Annotated in this window: 19 protein-coding genes; 17 read left to right on the top strand and 2 right to left on the bottom strand. The window is 31.1% G+C overall.

Features of this window, described 5'->3' with window-relative positions; genetic code table 11:
* Both OWK30_RS01390 and ptsP read left to right on the top strand, forming a co-directional pair.
* Entirely contained in the window at positions 1-279 is a 279-nt protein-coding gene (locus OWK30_RS01390) for an HPr family phosphocarrier protein (protein WP_423322859.1), read from the top strand.
* Positions 276-2,021, top strand: a complete 1,746-nt coding sequence (gene ptsP, locus OWK30_RS01385; RefSeq protein ID WP_423322857.1) for a phosphoenolpyruvate--protein phosphotransferase — start codon at positions 276-278, stop codon at positions 2,019-2,021. The genes OWK30_RS01390 and ptsP overlap by 4 nt, the downstream gene beginning before the upstream one ends.
* A gap of 246 nt (positions 2,022-2,267) precedes the next feature.
* On the opposite strand, the gene OWK30_RS01380 is transcribed toward ptsP, so the two are convergent.
* Entirely contained in the window at positions 2,268-2,558 is a 291-nt protein-coding gene (locus OWK30_RS01380; RefSeq protein WP_423322855.1) for an integration host factor subunit beta, read from the bottom strand.
* A 170-nt stretch (positions 2,559-2,728) separates the two neighbouring features.
* Between OWK30_RS01380 and murJ the strand changes: the two genes are divergently transcribed.
* The 3 genes from murJ to OWK30_RS01365 are packed head-to-tail and all read left to right on the top strand — an operon-like array spanning position 2,729 to position 5,300.
* A complete protein-coding gene (gene murJ, locus OWK30_RS01375) occupies positions 2,729-4,210 on the top strand; it encodes a murein biosynthesis integral membrane protein MurJ (RefSeq protein WP_423322853.1) in 1,482 nt (493 codons plus the stop codon).
* A complete protein-coding gene (dtd, locus tag OWK30_RS01370; protein WP_423322851.1) occupies positions 4,207-4,665 on the top strand; it encodes a D-aminoacyl-tRNA deacylase in 459 nt (152 codons plus the stop codon). Before murJ ends, dtd begins: the two co-directional genes overlap by 4 nt.
* 11 nt (positions 4,666-4,676) lie before the next feature.
* Positions 4,677-5,300 (top strand): MBL fold metallo-hydrolase, encoded by a 624-nt coding sequence (locus tag OWK30_RS01365; RefSeq protein WP_423322850.1) that lies wholly within the window; start codon positions 4,677-4,679, stop codon positions 5,298-5,300.
* Between the two features lie 40 nt (positions 5,301-5,340).
* Here the strand turns inward: OWK30_RS01365 and OWK30_RS01360 are convergent, their stop codons facing one another.
* Positions 5,341-6,360, bottom strand: coding sequence for an aspartate-semialdehyde dehydrogenase (locus tag OWK30_RS01360; RefSeq protein ID WP_423322848.1), 1,020 nt, complete (start codon positions 6,358-6,360; stop codon positions 5,341-5,343).
* Positions 6,361-6,499: 139 nt separating this feature from the next.
* Between OWK30_RS01360 and OWK30_RS01355 the strand changes: the two genes are divergently transcribed.
* The 12 genes from OWK30_RS01355 (at position 6,500) to OWK30_RS01300 (ending at position 20,086) form a co-directional block, all read left to right on the top strand.
* Positions 6,500-7,036, top strand: coding sequence for a 50S ribosomal protein L11 methyltransferase (locus OWK30_RS01355; RefSeq protein ID WP_423322845.1), 537 nt, complete (start codon positions 6,500-6,502; stop codon positions 7,034-7,036).
* A gap of 410 nt (positions 7,037-7,446) precedes the next feature.
* On the top strand, positions 7,447-8,709 hold the full coding sequence (locus OWK30_RS01350; RefSeq protein ID WP_423322843.1) for an ammonium transporter: 1,263 nt from the start codon (positions 7,447-7,449) through the stop codon (positions 8,707-8,709).
* Positions 8,710-9,034: 325 nt separating this feature from the next.
* Positions 9,035-10,243 carry a CsgG/HfaB family protein gene (locus OWK30_RS01345; protein WP_423322841.1) on the top strand — a complete coding sequence of 403 codons (1,209 nt, stop codon included), beginning with the start codon at positions 9,035-9,037 and terminating at the stop codon, positions 10,241-10,243.
* 12 nt (positions 10,244-10,255) lie between these two features.
* Complete coding sequence (locus tag OWK30_RS01340) at positions 10,256-11,467, top strand: S-layer homology domain-containing protein (RefSeq protein ID WP_423322839.1); 1,212 nt, start codon at positions 10,256-10,258, stop codon at positions 11,465-11,467.
* A gap of 16 nt (positions 11,468-11,483) precedes the next feature.
* On the top strand, positions 11,484-12,488 hold the full coding sequence (locus OWK30_RS01335; RefSeq protein WP_423322837.1) for a hypothetical protein: 1,005 nt from the start codon (positions 11,484-11,486) through the stop codon (positions 12,486-12,488).
* 36 nt (positions 12,489-12,524) lie between these two features.
* Positions 12,525-13,634, top strand: coding sequence for a flagellar assembly protein T N-terminal domain-containing protein (locus OWK30_RS01330; RefSeq protein ID WP_423322835.1), 1,110 nt, complete (start codon positions 12,525-12,527; stop codon positions 13,632-13,634).
* The gene (locus OWK30_RS01325; protein WP_423322834.1) at positions 13,615-15,186 is read left to right on the top strand and encodes a SpoIID/LytB domain-containing protein; all 1,572 of its coding nucleotides are present in this window, start codon (positions 13,615-13,617) and stop codon (positions 15,184-15,186) included. Before OWK30_RS01330 ends, OWK30_RS01325 begins: the two co-directional genes overlap by 20 nt.
* A gap of 9 nt (positions 15,187-15,195) precedes the next feature.
* A complete protein-coding gene (gene fbp / locus OWK30_RS01320; protein ID WP_423322832.1) occupies positions 15,196-16,191 on the top strand; it encodes a class 1 fructose-bisphosphatase in 996 nt (331 codons plus the stop codon).
* Positions 16,191-17,036 carry a deoxyribonuclease IV gene (locus OWK30_RS01315; RefSeq protein ID WP_423322830.1) on the top strand — a complete coding sequence of 282 codons (846 nt, stop codon included), beginning with the start codon at positions 16,191-16,193 and terminating at the stop codon, positions 17,034-17,036. The genes fbp and OWK30_RS01315 overlap by 1 nt, the downstream gene beginning before the upstream one ends.
* Complete coding sequence (locus tag OWK30_RS01310; protein ID WP_423322828.1) at positions 17,036-17,551, top strand: cysteine hydrolase family protein; 516 nt, start codon at positions 17,036-17,038, stop codon at positions 17,549-17,551. The genes OWK30_RS01315 and OWK30_RS01310 overlap by 1 nt, the downstream gene beginning before the upstream one ends.
* The gene (locus tag OWK30_RS01305; RefSeq protein WP_423322826.1) at positions 17,551-19,098 is read left to right on the top strand and encodes a bifunctional aminoglycoside phosphotransferase/ATP-binding protein; all 1,548 of its coding nucleotides are present in this window, start codon (positions 17,551-17,553) and stop codon (positions 19,096-19,098) included. The genes OWK30_RS01310 and OWK30_RS01305 overlap by 1 nt, the downstream gene beginning before the upstream one ends.
* On the top strand, positions 19,088-20,086 hold the full coding sequence (locus OWK30_RS01300) for an MBL fold metallo-hydrolase (protein ID WP_423322824.1): 999 nt from the start codon (positions 19,088-19,090) through the stop codon (positions 20,084-20,086). Before OWK30_RS01305 ends, OWK30_RS01300 begins: the two co-directional genes overlap by 11 nt.
* Positions 20,087-20,102: the final 16 nt, after the last annotated feature.

Raw genomic sequence — 20,102 nt, 5'->3', positions numbered from 1 at the left:
ATGAAAGGGAAAAAGCAGATTGAAGTTGAAATTATTAATGAGTTAGGAATGCATGCGAGGGCTGCGGCTTCATTCGTTCAGGAAGCATCAAAGTACAATTCAGAAATTTTAGTTGAAAAGGATGGGTTGGAGGTTAATGGTAAAAGTATTATGGGGATTTTAATGCTTGTTGCTCCGAAGGGTTCAAAGCTTTTAATTAAAGCTGCTGGTGATGATGCTGATGAGGCACTAGATGCACTTAGTAATTTGATTAAAAATAAATTTGGAGAGGATAGGTGATTATTTTAAAAGGGATTGGTGTAAGTGATGGTATTGCAATTGGTAAGGCTTTTTTTATTGATAGAAGAATAATTAAGGTTAAAAAATATCAAATATCTGATGATAGAATTGCGATAGAATTGAGAAAGTTTAAAGATGCTGTGAAAAAATGTGAGGATTATATAAAACATATAAAAGAGATAAGTCTAAGTGATATTGGTGAAGAACATACTTTTATATTTGATGTTTATTTACTTTTATTAAAGGATGATATGTTGATTGGGGAAACTGAAAGAGTTATTAGAAATGAGAAAATTAATGCAGAGTATGCTTTAAAAAAAGTGGCAAAAAGCTTGATGGATGTTTTTGATAGAACTGAAGATCCATATATTAGAGAAAGGAAAAATGATATAAAGCACATTGTAGATAAATTAATGAGATTTATGACTAATGATGGTTTTGTTTTTAATGAGACAACTGGAGAAAAAAGAATTGCTATTGCTCATGATTTATCACCTTCAGAAACTGCTTCTTTATTGAGACAAAATATAATAGCTTTTGCAACAGATTTGGGTAGCAAAACATCTCATACATCAATAATAGCTAGAGCTATGGGGATTCCTGCTGTTGTAGGATTAGAAAAAATAACAGATAATATTGTTTCTAGTGATGAAGTTGTTATAGTGGATGGGTTTAATGGGGTTGTAATAATAGATCCTAATGAGGAAGTATTGAGAGAGTATGAGGAAAAAGAAAAACAGTATATTAAGTATATTGAAGAATTAGAAAAACTTATTGATGTAGAAGTTAAAACTAACGATGGGGTTGAGGTTAATATTTTTTCTAATGTTGAAATAAATGATGAGATAGAAATATCGAACAGTTATAATTCTAAAGGGATTGGATTGTATAGAACTGAATTTATATATTTAGAAAATGGGAATGTGTCTGAAGATGAACAGTTTGAGATTTTAAAAGATGCAGTTATAAAAAATGGTGATAAGCCAATTGTAATAAGAACATTTGACCTTGGAGGTGAAAAGCTTTCTGACCTGTTACCTCATCCAGATGAACAAAATCCAGTTATGGGTTTAAGGGCAATAAGATACTCTTTAAGGTTTAAAGATTTTTTTATGTCACAAATAAAGGCTATACTTAGAGTTGCAATTTATGGTGATGTTAAGATTATGTTCCCAATGATATCTGGAATGGAAGAGATAATACTTGCAAAATCTGTTTTAGATGATGCAATTAGAGAGCTTGAGGCAGAGGGGAAGGAATTTAGAAAAGATGTTCCTGTTGGTGTTATGGTTGAATTACCGTCTCTAGCTCTTATTACTCATCTTGTTAATAAAGAAGTTGACTTTTTCAGTGTAGGGACAAACGATCTTATTCAATATACAATTGGTATTGATAGAAATAATGAATACGTTGCATATCTTTATAGACCAACGCATCCAGCAGTATTACATTTACTTAAGAAAATATTAAAGGATGCAAATAGAGCAGGGATAGAGGCAACTGTCTGTGGTGAGATGGCTGGAGATCCTAAGTATATTCCTGTACTTTTGGGATTGGGATATAGAAATTTAAGCATGTCTCCTGCTTCTATATTGAAAGCAAAAATGATAATTAGGCGTGTTAATATTTCTGATTGTGAAAAATTGGTTAGAAGTTTAAAAAGGTGTAAGGTAGCAAGGATTGCAGAAGAGAAATTGCAAAAATTTATCGAAGAGCATGCATTAGATTTATTTTTCCATTAAAAAATGGATAGTACAAAAAAATCGTTAAAAGTATGGATATCTATGATAAGCTGTTAAGTTATATGTTTTAATGACGATTACACCCTTACCGGTGTTACATGTAGAAAATAATGAGAAAAAATTTAATAGATTACTACAATACCACACAATTTCCCCGATATGTAACAATAAACTTAGGATTGGAGGTAAGGTTTTCCTTACCTCAAATTTTTATAAAATTTAAAATTGTTAATTTAAATTTGAAAACTATTCAGCTGGTTTTTCAATAAGCTGTTCTTTTATTTCTTTTCCAGGTTTGAAATAAGGAACTTTTTTGGCAGGAATTTGAACTTTTTCTCCTGTTTTAGGATTTCTACCTATTTTTGCCTCTTTTTCTCTTATTTTAAAACTCCCAAAACCTCTAATTTCAACAGGTTCTCCCTCTTTTAATGCCTCTTTTATTGTGTTAAAAACACCATTAACAATAAATTCTATCTGCTTCTTTGTTAGCTTAGGATACTTCTCAGAAATTTTCTCAATAAGTTGAGATTTGGTCATTTTATAACCTCCGTAAAATTTAGATATTAAACTGCATCTTATTCTACAAGATTATAACCTAATGATAAATTATAGTAAAGTCAAATTGTGAAATTTTTTAATAAACTTTTAGCTTTATTAAAAAGGATATTTGAAATATATTGAATCCAAAATTTAGAGGTAGTTTGGGTGTGAAAGGTTTTCTCTCTTATGTTTTAAGATCGTCTTTTGGAGTTTTGACAAGTAGGATATTAGGCTTAATTAGAGATGTTTCAATTGCTGCGGTCTTTGGTGCAAATGCAATTACTGATATCTTTTTTGTTGCGTTTGCTATTCCAAATTTATTTAGGGCGTTATTTGCCGAAGGAGCTTTATCTTCTGCTTTTGTACCGATTTTAGGCAATAAGCTAAAGCAGGAGAATGAAACTGGTAATATATATTTGACTAATATAATGTTATATCTATCTGTTTTAATTGTTGGTGTAATTATAATTATATCAATTTTCTCAAAGCAAACTATTTTGATTTTTATGCCAGGTTATTCAAATGATATTACATTGGTGAAGACTGCGTCTACAATTCTAATTATTGTAATGCCATATTTGTTTTTTGTAAGTGTTTCAGCTCTTTTTGCAGGATACCTTAATTTGAAAGGAAGTTATTTTGTTCCTTATGCTTCTACAGCGTTGCTGAATTCTGCAATGATTATATCAGTTGGTTTATCGTATTTGTTTTATAAAAATATTTATTTTTTAGCATGGGGAGTGTTTTTTGGAGGAGTATTACAACTGTTGTTTGTTTTCTTTTATGCAAAAGCAAAAGGCTTTTATTTTACAAAAGTGTATAACAAAGACCCTGATGTTAAAAAAACATTTTTATTAATAGTACCTTCAGTATTAGGTGTTGGAGTTAATCAGCTAAATTTTCTTATTGGTAGGATTCTTGCATCTTTTTTACAGTATGGAAGTATTTCTTACTTGTATTATGCTAATAGATTGTTTCAATTTCCGTTTGGGTTATTTTCTGTTACTATTGGTACCGTTTCGTTAACAGAGCTAAGTAAAAGCGATGAAATGAAAAGAAATGATATAGTTTCAAAAGCTTTAATTTCTATTTTTTTGATAATTATACCATCAACCATAGGTATAGTTCTTTTATCAGATGATATTATAAAACTGATCTTTCAAAGGAAAGCTTTTACTTATACTGATGTTTTAAATACATCTTCTGCTTTGATTATGTATTCAATTGGGTTGGTTTTTTTTTCTATGAATATGACTTTTACAAAAATATTTCATTCTGTACTTGATACAAAAACCCCAGTAAGAATTTCATTTATCTTGTTGATATCAAATTTAGTGTTTTCAATATTACTATTAAAAAATTTTAAACACTCAGGTATTGCTTTGAGTGCAACCATTTCTGCTTTTATTGGTAGCATAATTTATATTTATCTATTAAAAAAGCGGAAGCTTTTTGATTTTATAGATTTTATTAAAAACAAATTTTTACTACTTATAAAAATTGTTTTTGCAAATGTGATTTTAGTATTTTTAATAATAATGCTAATTAAAATTAAACTGCATATTTTATTAATTATTTTTCTTACTATAATTATCTACTATGTAATTTTAATTTTACTTAGAATTAATATATGGAGGGTATTGAGATGAAATGTGTAATACAAAGGGTTGATAGTTGTCGAGTCGATGTGAATGATACTTTTTACTCGCAGATTGGTAAGGGACTTTTAATTCTTTTTGGAGTGGAGAAAGGGGATGTTGAAGATTCAATAACTTGGTTAGCTGATAAATCTTGTAATTTAAGAATATTTAGCGATGATAACGGCAAAATGAGTTTGAGTGTTGTTGATATAGATGGAGAAGTGATGATTGTGAGTCAATTTACATTGGCTGGTACGTTAAAAAAAGGACGTCGTCCAGATTTTACATTAGCAATGAGACCAGATGTAGCAAAAAAATTTTATGAACAATTTGTTTTAGAATGTAAAAAGATGTTAGGTGATAGTAAAGTTAAAACAGGAATTTTTGGTGCAAACATGAAACTGAGTTTAGTAAATAATGGTCCTGTAACAATTATTTTAGAACATCCATTAAAAAATTCTTAGTGAGGTGCTTTATGAGAGTTGATATTATAACTGTCGGTGCTTTATTTGTAAATTGTTATATTATAAGTAAAAATAATGAAGCAATTATTATTGATCCAGGAAGTGATTTTGATAAGATAAAAGAGTTTATAATATCAAATTCTTTAAAACCGCTAGCTATCTTGAATACCCATGGTCATTTTGACCATGTGGGTGCAATCGAAGATATTAAAAATGAGTTTAAGATTTCACTTTATATGCATAAAGATGATGAATTTTTATTAAGAAATGCTTCGCAACATGCTATGATGTTTGGTTTGAATGAAGTAAAAACATCTAATATAGATTATTATATTGACAATGGAGAGAAATTAACATTTGGAGATATAAAAATTGAAGTTATTCACACACCTGGGCATTCACCAGGAGGAGTATGTTTTTATATTAAAGAGTTAAATTCAGTATTTACAGGTGATACTCTTTTTTATGAGTCGGTTGGTAGGACAGATTTTTCTTATGCTGATTTTAATAAACTTAAAAAAAGTATTCAGCAAAAACTGTACTCTTTAAATTCAGAAACAAAAGTTTTTCCTGGGCATGGACCTTCGACATCTATTGGTTATGAACGCAAAATGAATGCATTTGTAAAAGCTTGAGTTTTATAAAAAGATGGTGGCAAAAATGCCACCTAGATTTTTATTGATAAATTAGAAGTTCTGCAATTTGGATAGCATTTAATGCTGCACCTTTTCTAAGCTGGTCACCTACAACCCAAAAATTTAAAGAGTTTTCTTTTGAAATATCTTCTCTTATTCTTCCTACATAACAATCATCTTTTCCTGATACAAAAAGTGGCATTGGATATTCATTTTCTTTTGGGTTATCTAATACTTGAATGCCAGGAGCATTATTAAACAGTTCTCTTGCTTTATTAGATGTGATTTTTTTCTCAGTTTCCACAGTGACAGCTTCAGAATGTGCTGTTAAAACTGGGACTCTTACACATGTCGCTGTAACTTCGATAGAATCATCTCCCATTATTTTTTTAGTTTCATTGTACATTTTCATTTCTTCTCTAGTGTATCCATTATCCATAAATACATCGATATGTGGGATAACATTAAAAAGTATTTGGTGTTGAAATGCTTCTGTTTTTAATGGCTTTCCATTTGACCAATCTTTTGCCTGATCCATAAGTTCTTGCATTGCTTTAGCCCCTGCTCCGGAAGCTGATTGATATGAAGAAACTATAACACGTTTTATTTTTCCATAATCGTGTAATGGTTTGAGAGCCACTACCATAATAATTGTAGTACAATTAGGATTAGCAATGATACCATTATGCTTGAAAGCATCCTCAGGGTTTACTTCAGGAACTACTAATGGTACATCTTTATCCATTCTGAAAGCAGAACTGTTATCAATTACAATTGCACCGGCTTTTACTGCTGAAGGTGCAAATTCTTTACTTCTACCTCCACCAGCAGAAAAAAGAGCTATATCTATTCCTTTGAAACTGTCATGTGTTAATTCTTCAACAATATATTCTATATTTTTAAATTTTACCTTTTTTCCAGCGGAACGTTTGGATGCTAGAAGTTTTAGTTCATTAATTGGAAAATCTCTTTCTGCTAAGATATCAAGAAAAACTTGGCCAACGGCGCCTGTTGCTCCAACAACTGCTACATTATACTTTTCTTTTTTGGTTAATGTCATTTTAAACCCCCCGATAATTTTTAGATTTAATATTATTATTTAGTTATTAAGTCAATTTTTTAATAAAATAAGTTTGAATTAAAAAAAAGTTTTATTTTCTTAGGTTGAAATCTTTTTAATAGTTAAATAGTATATTGATATGATGTATTGGAAAGAAATTAAGCGGAAAAAAGCTTTTAAAATAAAGATTGGAGCTTTTGGGAATGGTGACCATGAGACCACATTAAGTTGTTTAAATTTTCTTGAACTTATTCCTTTAGAGATGAAAAATGTTCTCGATGTTGGGTGTGGCACAGGGATTTTAAGTATATATGCGTCTATTTTAGGGGCTCGACGAGTGGTTGGATACGATATTTCTTTTAATGCTTGTAAGGTGTTTATGGAAAACATTTCTTTGAATAGTGTAAAAAATTGCTTTGTGATTTGTGGTGATGAAAATGCAATTAATGGTAGCTATGATGTTATCATGGCTAATATATATTTTGATATTATTCTGAAATTAGTGGATAAAATTGATAATTGGATTTCTAAAAAAGGTGGATATTTAATTTTATCAGGAATACCAATAGAGGAGAATTTTGAGATTAGAAAAAACTATGGAAATAGGGGGTATTCAGTTATAAAAGGTTTCTTTGGTGAAGAGTATTCTACTTTTTTACTGAAGAAAGAGGTTTGAATTAGTTATAGGCTAACGAAAAGTATGAGAAAAGTTTTTTAATACCAAAAAACGTATTCTTACGATTAACTGGAAATTGTTTCGATATATTTTTTGAGTTAACAATTTTTTTGAAAAACCTTGTTTAATTGTGTTTTTTCTTAAACAACAAGGTGTAATATATTTGTGTATAAAAATATTTTTTATTTGTAACAAAAAATATGGAGTTTCCAGATTTTTATTGCATTGTTTAAGCAGTTTATAATTTTTAATCTTGTTTGATTAAAATTTTATCGGTGATTGCTCAAAATTTTCTCATTATGTTTGATTAAGTTAAATATAAATAAGTAAAATAATGGATTTTTGATAGTTTTTGATTGTGGCATGTTTTTTGAAAAAAAAAGATTGTATATTCAACAATGGAGGTTTTAATGAGAAAATGGTTGAACATTATTATATTAATGTGTTTTTCAGTTAATCTTTTTGCTGCTAATGGTAAAATTGATAAGACTGATACTCTATGGGTAATTTTATCTGCAATATTGGTGTTGGTTATGACACCTGCTCTTTCAATATTTTATGGTGGTATGGTAAGGGCAAAAAATATTTTATCAACTATGTCTTATAGTTTTGTTTCAATGACTGTCGTTGGTGTTTTGTGGTTTTTGTTTGGACATACTATTGCGTTTGGTCCTGATGGATCTCCGTTTATTGGTAGCATGAAGTATTTGTTTATGAATAAAGAGTTTATGAATGGTATTCATGGGACTATTCCAGAGTCTGTATTTGCTTTTTTTCAGGGGATGTTTGCAATTATAACGGTTGCTTTATTTAGTGGAGCTATTGTTGAGAGGATGAAGTTTTCTGCTTATATTATCGTTATTGCTTTATGGTCTGTATTTGTATATGCTCCTCTTGCACATTGGGTGTGGGGAAATAATGGATGGCTTGCAAGCTTAGGAGTTTTAGATTTTGCTGGTGGATTGGTGGTACATTTATCGTCTGCTGTTGCAGCAATGACATTGATTTTACTTGTTGGGAATCGTAAAGGTTTTCAGACTAAACAATTTTTACCTCACAATCTTGTTCTTACAGGTATAGGGACAGGGTTACTTTGGTTTGGCTGGTTTGGCTTTAATGCTGGTAGTGCCTTAGCAGTTAACCCTACTTCTTTTTATGCCTTTGTTAATACATTTATTGCAGGTGCAGCTGGTGGTTTTATGTGGATGATTCTTGAGATGAGGAGCGCAAAACCAAGTTTTCTAGGAATTTGTTCTGGAATCATTGCTGGTTTAGCATCTGTTACAAATGCAGCAGGGTTTGTAACTCCTCCTGTTGCCATTTTGATAGGTCTTATGGGAGGTTTTATATGTTTTTATGCAATTCAATTAAAATTTAAATTTAACTATGATGACTCTTTAGATGTTGTGGGTGTTCATGGTGTTGGTGGTTTAATAGGTGCTATAATGACAGGATTATTTGCCTCTATTAACGGAAAAGGATTATTTTTAGGAAATGTAAGTCAATTCTTTTATCAAATAGTGGGTATTTTTGTTACAGTGTTTTTTACTGCAATAAGTACACTAATTATTGCAAAAGTTGTAGATAATATTATTGGTCTGAGAGTTGAACAAGATGAAGAGGTAGAAGGCCTTGATTTATCACAACATGGAGAGAATGCATACAACATGTAAGGAATGTTTATTCCTTACATGTATTTTTTATGTATAAATGATGATGTGGTTAATTTTTGAAAAACCAAAATTTAATGTTAATTACTGGCGACTACTGTTAATTTTATCAGTAGAAAATTTGTGAGTGTTTTTTCAATTAATTAAACATTTCTACTAATTCCTTTTTATATCAGGTTTGTTAATATTCCGATAATTATTTTATATTAAAAATCGATAGTGTTGTTATTAATTAGTTAAGACAAAATGTATCAAAATTTTTTTTACAATGTTCCTTTTTATGATATAATATAATATTGAACGAATGTAATGAAAATGGAGGGAGTTTATGAAAAAGTTTTTTGTACTATCTGGTGTAGTAATTATTATATTGACATTAATTTCTTGTGGACCGCCGAAGTTAGATCCTATGTCTTTATCCGTTATTCCTGCTGACACAGAGCAGGTCAAGGTTCCTGATGTTTGTAGAGTACAATATGAATCTAGAAAGTTGAGAGTCGCTGTAGTGGATTTTGCTAATAATACAACTTTTGGAAAGATGACAGGTGTTAACACAAGTATAAAAGGGCAAGGGACAACAACACATACTTCTGCAGGGGTGGCAGGTATTGTTGTTGCACCAGGGGCAGCAGGTATTGGATATGCAGAAGCGAGTAAAACTAAGTATAAATATTCAAAAAATATTAATACTTTTATGCGTCAAATTGCTCCAAATATTGGTAATTATGCACAAAGTGCAGTGGAAGATATACTAGTCAATATGGGTGGAGTGGATGTTTTTACAAGGGCTAATATGAAGAAAGTAATGCAGGAGCAAGGATTTCAGATTAATGTGGCTGATCAAAACACACTTGTTAAGTTTGGAAAGATTGCTGGAGTAAGTTATATTATTACAGGTACAGTTGATAATATTAAGGCTTATTATGTTCCACCAAAGAAAAGTGAAAATTCTGATACTGGTAATGCTTTAGCAAATTTAGCTCTTACATTGACAAAAACAGTTGTGAAGGCAGCAACTGAGGGTTGGAATGTAAATGTGGAAATGACAGTTCAGGTTATTGATGTGTCAACGGGTAGGATTATTGCTTCGAAAAAGGTAAAGGGACGTGAATTAGCTGGGACTCAACCAAATTTCAATCCTGAGTTGATAATCACTGCGGCTAAAAAAGCTATGGGAGAGGCTGCTGAAGATATAAAACCTGAATTGTCAGACTTATTTGCGGTTAAAGGGTATATTATTCAGCTTAGAGGAAACAAAGAAGTTGCTTTAGTTAATCTTGGAAAAGTAAATGGAATTCAGCCTGGACAAGAGCTTGAAGCATACGAATTCTTAGAAATCAAAGATCCTTTTAAAGGGACTGTGTCATGTAGTAAAGCTAGAATACCTGTAAAAATGATTGTATCAGATCAGGTGGATGAAAATCAATGTTGGGTAAAAATTGAAGGTGATGAAAGAAATAAGCAGAGATTAAAGATTGGGACCCTTGTTAAGAGGGCAAAGCTCCATGGTCAGGGTGTTATGGAAAAATTGTTTTAGGAGGATTAAGTTATGAAAAAAAGTATTTTATTATTAACTATAATTGCTGCATTCCTTTTTGTTAGTTGTTCAAAACCTAAAACTGTATGCAACTCGCCTACAGATAATCCTCAACATAACTATTTTACTGGTATGGAATTGTTAGAAAAAGGTGATGTGAATAATGCTAAGATGAAATTTGAAAGATCGATTCAGTGTGATCCTAAGTTTTCTCCTGGTTATGCAGGAGAATCGTTAGTGCTTGCGAAGATTGCAAATGCAAAAAAAGATATGGGAGAAAAAGAGGTTTGGGTTGAAAGAAGTCTTGATACTCTTAAAAAGGCAAAAAAATATGCAAAAAATAAATCGGAGAAATATATTTATTATATTACTGCAATAAGAACTTATACAGAATTGAGAGTAGAAGACTGGCTTGATAAAACAAAAGATTTTTACGATGATGCTAAGTCTATTGAGAAAAAAGTTAATTATAATGAGCTCCCTTATTATCAAGGTCCAGAGGCATTAGAATATTTTATGGGTGTAGCTTACCTTAAAGGAGAAAATTTTCAAAAATCGAGAGATTCTTTTGCAAATGTATTAAATATGTCTAGACAGAGTAAATGGCATGCTCCAGCTAATAAAATGTGGAAAAAAGTTGATAAAATTGTTCGAGCAATGGCTGGTATAACTATTGGTGATGTAGGTAAAAAAATTGCGGTAAAAGATTCGGTTTCTAGGGCAGATTTTGCAGCTTTGCTTGTGGATGAACTTAGAATAGAAAAGATTATGGAGGGTAGAATACCAGTGAAGTCTAAAATTGCCAACATGAAGCCCGAATTTATACCAGCTGATATTTTAAATAATCCATTTAGGCCTGAAATTGAAATCATTTTGAAATGGAATATAAGGGGATTATCCCCAATATATGATGAAACAACTAAGGCATATCTTTTTTTCCCAAATAAGCCTTTAACACGAAAAGAGTTTGCTTTGATATTAGAAGATGTACTAGTAAAACTTACTGGAGATGAATCGTTACCAAGAAAATATTTTGGACAAGAAAATTCACCATATCCTGATGTTAGTCCTACAGCACCATGGTTTAATGCAGTGATGAACGTTGTGACTAGAGGACTTATGGAGACAGAGCTATCAGGTGAATTTAGGCCTAATGATTATGTGGATGGTGCAGAGGCATTGTTAGCTATTAGGGTCCTTAGACAGACTTTGAATGTGTATTAGAATTTAGGAGGATAAAATGAAGTTTTCTAGATTATTAATAATTTTGATTTTTACTTTGTGTTCTACATTTGTTTTTGCGCAACAATATAATCAACCACAGCCATATAATCCTGGATATCAACAACCATATACCCCTGGATACCAACAGCCTCAACCATATAACCAACCTCCATATGGGAATATGCCTTATAATCCTCAGATGAGACAGCCAATGATGCAAAATCAGCCAATGGGGCAACCAATGATACAGGGTGGTATGCCACCTCTTCCTCAACCAATAACTAATCCTTCAGCAGCATTTTCTCTTGGGTATATGAGGGTTATAGGGGAATCTGAGGCTGGTCAGAGAAGGTATGCAGCTTTGAGAGCAGCAAAGGTTGTTGCCCAAAGGGATTTACTTGAGGTGATTCAAGGTGTAACTGTTTCAGGTGATACAACTGTTCAAAATGGCTTGTTAGTGAATGATGTTATAAGATCAACTGTTCAAGGATTTTTGCAAGGAGCTAGAGAGTGCGGTAGATATTATGATATGACTCAAGGAGTTGGATACGTATGCCTTGAAGTGGGTACAAAATCATTTGTTACAGCAATGTTTAGGGATCAGAATGCAAGACAGGCAATATTCCAAGCTGTTTCACCTGCTCCTTCATTTCAACCTCAGGTTGTTCCGCCAACGCCTCAAGTTTATGATGGTTTAATTGTAGATACAACTGGTACAAATTTTAGACCTGCTTTGATCAATAGAATTCTAAATGATAAAGGGGAAATATTATATGATCCTACTAAAATTGCTGAGGATATTTTAGCACAAAGAGGATGTGGAGATTACACAAATGAAATAGGTAAAGCTAAAGCAATTCTTTCTGAAAGAGGTGTAAATAACCCATTAATTGTAAAAGCAATTGGGGTTGTGAAATATACTGATGTTAAAATTTCTGCTGATGATGCTACTGCAGTTTTTGCGTCAAACCAGAAAACAAATTTTTTAGAGGGTGCAAAAGTAGTATTTGTTCTTAGGTAAGGGGGAATTCCCCTTATTTTTCAAAAAGGGGGTGGTATGAAAAAACTGTTATTTTTTATCATAATGTTGTGTCCTTTAGTTGTTTTTTCGATGGGGGAACAAGGGATATTTGTTCAGGCCTATGGTGAAGCTGATATTATTAATAATGATGTTCAGACAGCAAAATTACAAGCTGTGGCAAGAGCGAAATGGTCTGCTTTAGAGCAAGCAGCTGGTGTTAAAGTTAAAGCGCAAAGTGTAGTACAAAATGCTATCCTAGTAGATGAGGCAATAAAGTCTGAAGTTCAGGGGGTTATTAAAGGGTTTCAGATTATTAAAGAAGGGCAAAATCAAGGAGTTTATTGGGTTCAAATAAATGCATTTGTAGTACCAAGTAAAGCTAAAGATGCTTTAGGAGTAGTTTCAAGAAATACTACTATTTCTGTGATTATGCCTTTAATTTTTCCTGATGGAAGGGTGGAAGAATCTAATCCTTTGAGTGAAAGATTGATAAATGAATTGTCTGTTCAAGGCTATGATGTTGTGGATATAGCTGGTGGTACTAATGTATCTGTTTATCAGCTTGATCAAGCATTGAAAACAAATGATTTCTTAATGATTAGAAACTTAGCATATCAGTATTTATCAAATGTAATGTTGGTAGGGAAAGTGACTACCACAATGACTGCAAAAGAAGGTAAAAACATAGGTTATGGTGTTAGTTTGCCTTATAATATTGTAACAGGTCGATTAGTTTATCGTTTGATTACAGTAAAAAGAGGGGAGAGAGTGATACTTGCTAGTGGTTATATATCTGGCCGTGGTATGGGACCGTCAGTTGATGATGCTACATACAAAATGTTAGAAGATATGAGTGAGAAAGTGGCTAATCAATTGGTAAGCACTATAGTGAGTAAGATTAAAGGATCTGCTAAGAAAATCAGAGTAGTTTTAAAAAATGTGAATGATATGCAAAAGATGATGGAATTTAAAAATTTTATTCAATATGTTAGTTGGGTGTTATCTGTGCAAGATCAGGGAATGAATGCATTATTAGTTGAATATCCAGAAAAGGCCTTATATTTAGCTTCTGCTATAAATAGCAGACCAAATTATAAAGTAATAAAGTTTAGTGAATATGAGATCGATGTACAAGTTCTTAATTAGTTTATTATTTTTTTGTTCTGTTGTTTATGCTGATAATTTAGCGGCAAATAGTAATAGTGAGGTATTAGATATTCTTTTTGCTCGTCAATCAATAGCTGAAGGAAAGTATTATATTGAAGTGGGAAAATATCTTGATGCTTTAGAATATTTTGAGACAGCTCTTGAATCAACAAATAATAAATATATTGTGGCTGATGCCCTTTTGCAAAAAGCTACACTTTTTGCACATTATCTTGATAAACCTGAAGAAGCAGCTAAAATTTATGAAAAGCTTTTTAAAGAGTATCCAGATTTACCTCAGGGAGAGACAGCCCTTTATAAGTTAGCATTGCTTTACAATGATTTTCAGGATGAGAAAAAAGCCTTGGATTATTTCAAATTGTATTTAAAATATTATCCAATGGGAAGATTTAGGTTTACAGCTTCTTTCTTTATAGAAAGATTTACGAAAAAGCAGTTGTATACTCCAAAACAAAAATTTTTGTTACCTCCAATTACAATTAAAAATGCTCCTAATATTAGGGTTAGGTTATATAAAGGTAAATCTGCAAAATTGAAGGGTAATGTGATTTTAAAAGATAATGTAGGGAGAATACTTTATCAATATAACGGTGTAATCAACATTGCTGTAAAAGGTCAAACTTTGATGGTTAATCTTAGACCAATTAATACACGAACGTTATTTATTTACAGTAATAACAATTTTTTATTTTTATACAAAAAGAATAATTTTAATAAATATCGAGGTTATTTTAAAGTTTTTATTAAAAAGGGGAATTTATATGTTATAAATATTTTAAATATTGAAGATTATTTAAAGAGTGTTGTGACAAGTGAATCTCCTTCAAGCTGGCCTTTAGAAACCTTGAAAGCTCAAGCAGTGGCAGCCAGAACCTATGCATTGTATCAAAAATTGCATAGGGAAGATTGGAGTTACGATGTTGTTGATAATGAGGGGGACCAGGCTTACAAAGGGGTAAAGAATGAAACAAGTAAAGGGATCAAATCGGTAGTTGAAACTACAGGTTTGGTGTTAACTTATCGTGATAGACCAATATTATCTTTTTTTACTGCGAGTACAGGTTGGTATATTGATGATCCCAAATATATTTTTGGCTCTGGATATCCTTATTTACGCGCTAAACCAGATCCTTATAGTGCTAAAGAGAAAATGGGGAAATGGGTAAAGAAAGCAACGTTAAGTCAAATTGAGATTTATTTAAAGAAAAAAGGTGTAAACATAGGTACTATTTACTCAATACAACCTTACAAAGTAACTCCTGCCGGCAGGGTAATCAAAGTAAAAATAATTCATTCAAGAGGTAGCAAAGTTTTAAGAACTTATACCACAGTTAGGAGAGCTGTGGGATTATATGATATTCTATTTAAGATAAGCCAGCAAGGCAATAATATAACTTTTACTGGTGGTGGTTTTGGACATGGTATTGGTTATTCTCAATGGGGAGGTAAAGCTCTTGGTGATATGGGAAAAAGATTTGACGAAATACTAAAATTTTATTATGAAGGTGCTGTTTTAAAAAAAATGTGGTGAGGGTAAAAGATGCAAAAAGGAGTTACAAGTCTAGGTAGGTTTTTAATTGAAGAACAGAGAAAATATCCTGAAGCAACAGGTGATTTTACTATTATTCTTGAGCAAATAGCCTTTGCAGCTAAAATAATCAGTAGAGAGGTAAATAAAGCTGGTTTGATTAATATCCTTGGTAAAACTGATTCTGTAAATGTTCATGGTGAAGAACAACAGAAACTTGATGTATATGCAAACAATAAAATGATACAGGCCCTTGATCATATAGGTAAGGTATGTGCTATGGCTAGTGAAGAGGTAGATGAAGTGATACATGTGCCTCAAAAATATCCTAAAGGAAAATATGTAGTTGTTTTTGATCCTCTTGATGGATCTAGTAACATAGATGTGAATATTAGTATTGGTACTATTTTTGGAATTTACAAAAAAGTTCATGATGGTGATGATGGTTGTGAAAAAGATTTTTTACAGAAAGGTAGGAAACTTGTTGGTGCTGGTTATGTAATTTATGGTTCTAGTACAATGTTTGTTTATTCCACAGGAAATGGTGTTAACGGTTTTACTTTAGATCCAAGTGTTGGTGAGTTTTTACTTTCACATCCAAATATAAAAATTCCAGAATATGGTAAAATATATTCCATCAATGAGGCTAATTATCATAGGTGGGATGATAGAGTCAGAAAGTATGTGGAATATATAAAAAATTTTAAAGATAGACAATATACATCGAGATATATAGGTTCTCTTGTGGCTGATTTTCATAGAAACCTTTTAAAAGGAGGCGTATTTCTTTATCCTGGAGATTCAAAGAATCCTAAAGGAAAACTCAGGTTATTGTACGAAGCAAATCCTTTGGCTTATATAATTGAGCAGGCCGGTGGACTTGCAACAGATGGCAAGGAAATGATTCTTGATATTCAGCCTGAGAATTTACATCAGAAAACACCATTAATCATTGGTTCTGAGTGGGAAGTAGAGACATTTTTGAAGTTTATGAGAGATGAGGCCTAATGACGGGCTTCCTTCTTATTGGAGCACATGAATCAATATCAGGTGGTATTTTTAAAAGTATAGATTTTGCAAATTCTAATGGTGGTGAGTGTTTACAAATTTTTGTAAAAAATGCGAATAGATGGGAATCAAAGCCTCTTTTAAAAGATTTTGTAAACTTGTTTATTGAAAAAGCGATGAAATTTGGTTTTGACAAAATATGTGCCCATAGTTCGTATTTAATTAATCTTTGTTCTCCAAAAAAAGAAACTGAGGTAAAATCAATTAAATGTTTTATTGATGAATTGTTAAGATGTGAACAGCTTAAAATACCATTTTATATAATGCACCCAGGTTCCCATTTAGGCAAAGGAGAGGATTATGGTTTAAAAAAACTTGTAAACAATATTGATAGAGTATATTCTGAGTATTGTTTTAATACTATGTTGCTACTCGAAACAACGGCTGGACAAGGTACAAATCTTGGATATAAATGGGAGCATATACATTATGTCATTGAACATTCAAAATTCTCTGAAAAAATAGGAATATGTCTTGATTCGGCACATCTTTATGCTGCAGGATATGATTTGAAAAATAATTATGATGATGTGTTAGAGCTTTTTCTGAGTAAATTTGGTAACAAAATAAAGGTTTTTCATCTTAATGATACTAATAAAAGTTGTGGTTCAAGAGTAGATAGACATGAGTACATAGGTAGAGGTATTTTGGGTTTGGAATTTTTTGAAAAAGTGGTTAATGATAAAAGGTTGAGAGGAGTGCTAGGCATTTTAGAAACGCCTATTAATAAAGAGGAAACTTATAAAGAACAAATAAATATTTTAAAGTCCCTTAGGAGGGATTAATGAAGAAGGCACTTTTAATAATTGATATGCTAAATGATTTTATTCTAGAAGGAGCTCCATTGCAAGTACCTAATGCGAAAAAAATTATTCCTAATATAAAAAGAGAAATTGAAAAGGCAAGAAAAGTTGGGTATCCGATAATTTATATATGTGATGCGCATGATGAAGATGATGTTGAATTTGAAATTTGGCCTAAACACTGTGTTAAAAATACCAAGGGAGCTATGATAGTTGATGAACTATCTCCTAGTAAAGATGATTATATTGTGGAAAAGACAAGATATTCCGGTTTTTTCAACACAAACTTGGAAAATATACTTAAAGATCTAAAAATAGATACAATAATTGTCACAGGATTAGTTACAAATATTTGTGTTATGTATACTGTAGCCGATGCAGTTAGTTATGGTTATAAAGTTTTAGTGCCGAAAGATTGTATTGTGGGCCTTGATGAAAAAACCCATGAATTTGGTATGTATCAGTTGGAAAAAGTTCATAATGTGGAGCTGATTTGATGAAGGAACTATCTCCAGAAGCTATTATTTTAAAAGAGATTGTAAATCCAGAGAGAATTGAAGAAACACATATTTCTTATGCAATGATAACAGATGAGTATGTGTACAAATTAAAAAAATCAGTTGATTTTGGTTTTTTGGATTACAGACTTTCAAAAAATAGGAGAAAGTATTGTATATTAGAAAAAGAGTTAAATTCTAGATTTTGCAAAAATGTTTATATAGATGTACTAAAAATAATAAAAACAGGGAAAGAGTTCAAATTAGTACCTCATACCAACACTATGTATGCAATTGACTATGTTTTAAAGATGAAAAGGATTAAGGAAAAAGATTTTTTTATGACAAAATTAAAAAATGGAGAGATTGATGGTAAAACTGCATATGAAATAGGCAAGCAAATTGCAACCCTTTTTAAAAAGATTGAAACACCTATTAACCATGCAATGGAGAATGGTTCTTGTGAAGTGATAAAGTTTAATTGTGACGAAAATTTTACTCAAACCGAAAAATATGTAGGCAGCTTAATAGATAAAGAAGTTTTTGAATTTATTAAGAGTAAAACTTTAAGTTTTATAAATGATAATAAGGAGCTTTTTGATAAAAGAGTCGAGGATGGTTTTGTTAAAGATGGTCATGGTGACTTACGTATTGATCATGTTTTTTTTGATGGAGAGAAGAAGATAGGACTTCTTGACTGTATTGAGTTTAACAGAAGGTTTAGATTTAATGATGTTGTTTCTGAAATTGCTTTTTTAAGTATGGAGTTGGACACAAAAGGTTATTATGAGATTTCTGATAATATATTAGAAGGATTCTTTTCTATTTTTGATGATGATGATAGTAGAAGATTGATAAACTTTTACAGATGTTATAGGGCTTATGTGAGAGCTAAAGTTACATGTTTTCTTCTTGAAGAAAAGGGGAAAGAATGGGATGCCTATAATGTTATTAAACAAGATCTAGATAAATTGTTAGATGCTTCCGTTACTTATGCTTTAAATATGGAAAAAATTAAAAATTGTGTTTTTTATGGGGTTATGGGGTCAGGTAAAACAAAAAATTCAAAGTTTTTTGTAAAAAAATACCCTTTTAGACATTTAAATACGGATGTGGAAAGAAAATTGCTTTTTGGATATAACCCTGAAGAGCCGGTGAGAGTTGATTTTAATAAAGGGTTATATAGTTATGAAAGCAGTATAAAAACTTATAAGCATATTGCAAAAAAAGTTAGCCGATTAAATAGAGTTGGGCGAGCTATTGTTATTGACGGAAGTTTTTCAAAAAAAGAATATTTTTCTTTGTTAAATGAGCAAAATTTAAATTATTACAAGATTTTATTTATGGCTCCTGTGGAAACTCTTAAAGAAAGGCTTATTGAAAGAGATGAAAAGATATCTGTTTCGGATGGAAGGTTAGAGCTTTTAAACAAGCAAGTGGAAAGTTTTGAAACTGAACATTTAGCCGATTTAGTGGTGGAGACAACAGGACCTGTTGAAAAAAACTTAAAAAGGATAGTTGGTTTTATATTAGATAATGAGGCATAACTTTATAATAAAACAGATAAATTCTCCTTTTGAAGATACAGCATTTTTTGTTAGAAATGTTTATAAAAGACAGGCATTTTTGCTGGATTGTGGTAGATTAGGTAATATAGAAAACTCTGAAATTCTTAGTATATCTGATGTTTTTGTATCACATACACATATCGATCATTTTTATGGATTTGATAGGATATTAAGGGGGTCTTTAAGATCTGATAAAAAAATAAGAATATTTGGGCCTCCTGGCATTATAAATAATGTAAGGGGCAAAATACAGGGATATACATGGAATTTGATAAAAAATTATACATTTAAAATTGAAGTAGTCGAATTATGTAGAGATGGCAAAGTAAAACACGCTTTTTTTAATGCTGAGGATGGTTTTAACCCTTATTTTGAAGAAAGTTTTATAGATAGAATTGAACTTGAAGATGGTTTTGTATTAGAATATGAATTTTTTGACCATGATATAATTTCTGTGGGCTATAGAATAAAAGAAGATAAACACGTAAACATAAAAAAGGATGTATTTGATAAGTATGGTTATGTTCCGGGACCTTGGCTTAGCAATTTAAAGACTAAACTCAGAAACTGTACCGATTTAAATGAAAAGATACCTGTTGAAACTAAATGTGGTGTTAAAGAAATTAAGCTTGAGCAATTAGAAAGTGAGCTGGTTATCTATAAAAAACCTCAAGATATTACATATATTACAGATATAGCACCTACTTATGAAAACTTTGTGAAAGCAGTGAATTTCGCTAAGGATACATTTATATTACTTATAGAGGCTATGTTTTTAAAAAGAGATATTACGGATGCAATTTATAAAAAACATTTAACTATTGATCTTGCAAAAGAAATTTTTATGTCAAGTAACTCTACTTATGTTAAATTCTTTCATTTTTCTCCTAAATATGAGAAGGATAAAGGTGTTTTTTTCTCAAATTTATTTTCTAGTGTTTCAGATAGAATTTTCAAAACATTATAAAGGTTGCGCCGTGTTT

This window comes from Deferribacter abyssi, assembly GCF_049472655.1.
GTDB lineage: Bacteria > Chrysiogenota > Deferribacteres > Deferribacterales > Deferribacteraceae > Deferribacter > Deferribacter abyssi.
This window is presented reverse-complemented; position numbering and strand designations above follow the sequence as displayed.

Coding starts and splice junctions, on each gene's coding strand:
- OWK30_RS01325 (WP_423322834.1), top strand. CDS start 13,615: ATGTACAAGTTCTTAATTAGTTTATTATTTTTTTGTTCTGTTGTTTAT.
- OWK30_RS01315 (WP_423322830.1), top strand. CDS start 16,191: ATGACGGGCTTCCTTCTTATTGGAGCACATGAATCAATATCAGGTGGT.
- dtd (WP_423322851.1), top strand. CDS start 4,207: ATGAAATGTGTAATACAAAGGGTTGATAGTTGTCGAGTCGATGTGAAT.
- OWK30_RS01360 (WP_423322848.1), bottom strand. CDS start 6,360: ATGACATTAACCAAAAAAGAAAAGTATAATGTAGCAGTTGTTGGAGCA.
- OWK30_RS01310 (WP_423322828.1), top strand. CDS start 17,036: ATGAAGAAGGCACTTTTAATAATTGATATGCTAAATGATTTTATTCTA.
- OWK30_RS01335 (WP_423322837.1), top strand. CDS start 11,484: ATGAAGTTTTCTAGATTATTAATAATTTTGATTTTTACTTTGTGTTCT.
- OWK30_RS01330 (WP_423322835.1), top strand. CDS start 12,525: ATGAAAAAACTGTTATTTTTTATCATAATGTTGTGTCCTTTAGTTGTT.
- OWK30_RS01365 (WP_423322850.1), top strand. CDS start 4,677: ATGAGAGTTGATATTATAACTGTCGGTGCTTTATTTGTAAATTGTTAT.
- OWK30_RS01305 (WP_423322826.1), top strand. CDS start 17,551: ATGAAGGAACTATCTCCAGAAGCTATTATTTTAAAAGAGATTGTAAAT.
- OWK30_RS01345 (WP_423322841.1), top strand. CDS start 9,035: ATGAAAAAGTTTTTTGTACTATCTGGTGTAGTAATTATTATATTGACA.
- OWK30_RS01350 (WP_423322843.1), top strand. CDS start 7,447: ATGAGAAAATGGTTGAACATTATTATATTAATGTGTTTTTCAGTTAAT.
- OWK30_RS01340 (WP_423322839.1), top strand. CDS start 10,256: ATGAAAAAAAGTATTTTATTATTAACTATAATTGCTGCATTCCTTTTT.
- fbp (WP_423322832.1), top strand. CDS start 15,196: ATGCAAAAAGGAGTTACAAGTCTAGGTAGGTTTTTAATTGAAGAACAG.
- OWK30_RS01300 (WP_423322824.1), top strand. CDS start 19,088: ATGAGGCATAACTTTATAATAAAACAGATAAATTCTCCTTTTGAAGAT.
- OWK30_RS01390 (WP_423322859.1), top strand. CDS start 1: ATGAAAGGGAAAAAGCAGATTGAAGTTGAAATTATTAATGAGTTAGGA.
- OWK30_RS01355 (WP_423322845.1), top strand. CDS start 6,500: ATGATGTATTGGAAAGAAATTAAGCGGAAAAAAGCTTTTAAAATAAAG.
- OWK30_RS01380 (WP_423322855.1), bottom strand. CDS start 2,558: ATGACCAAATCTCAACTTATTGAGAAAATTTCTGAGAAGTATCCTAAG.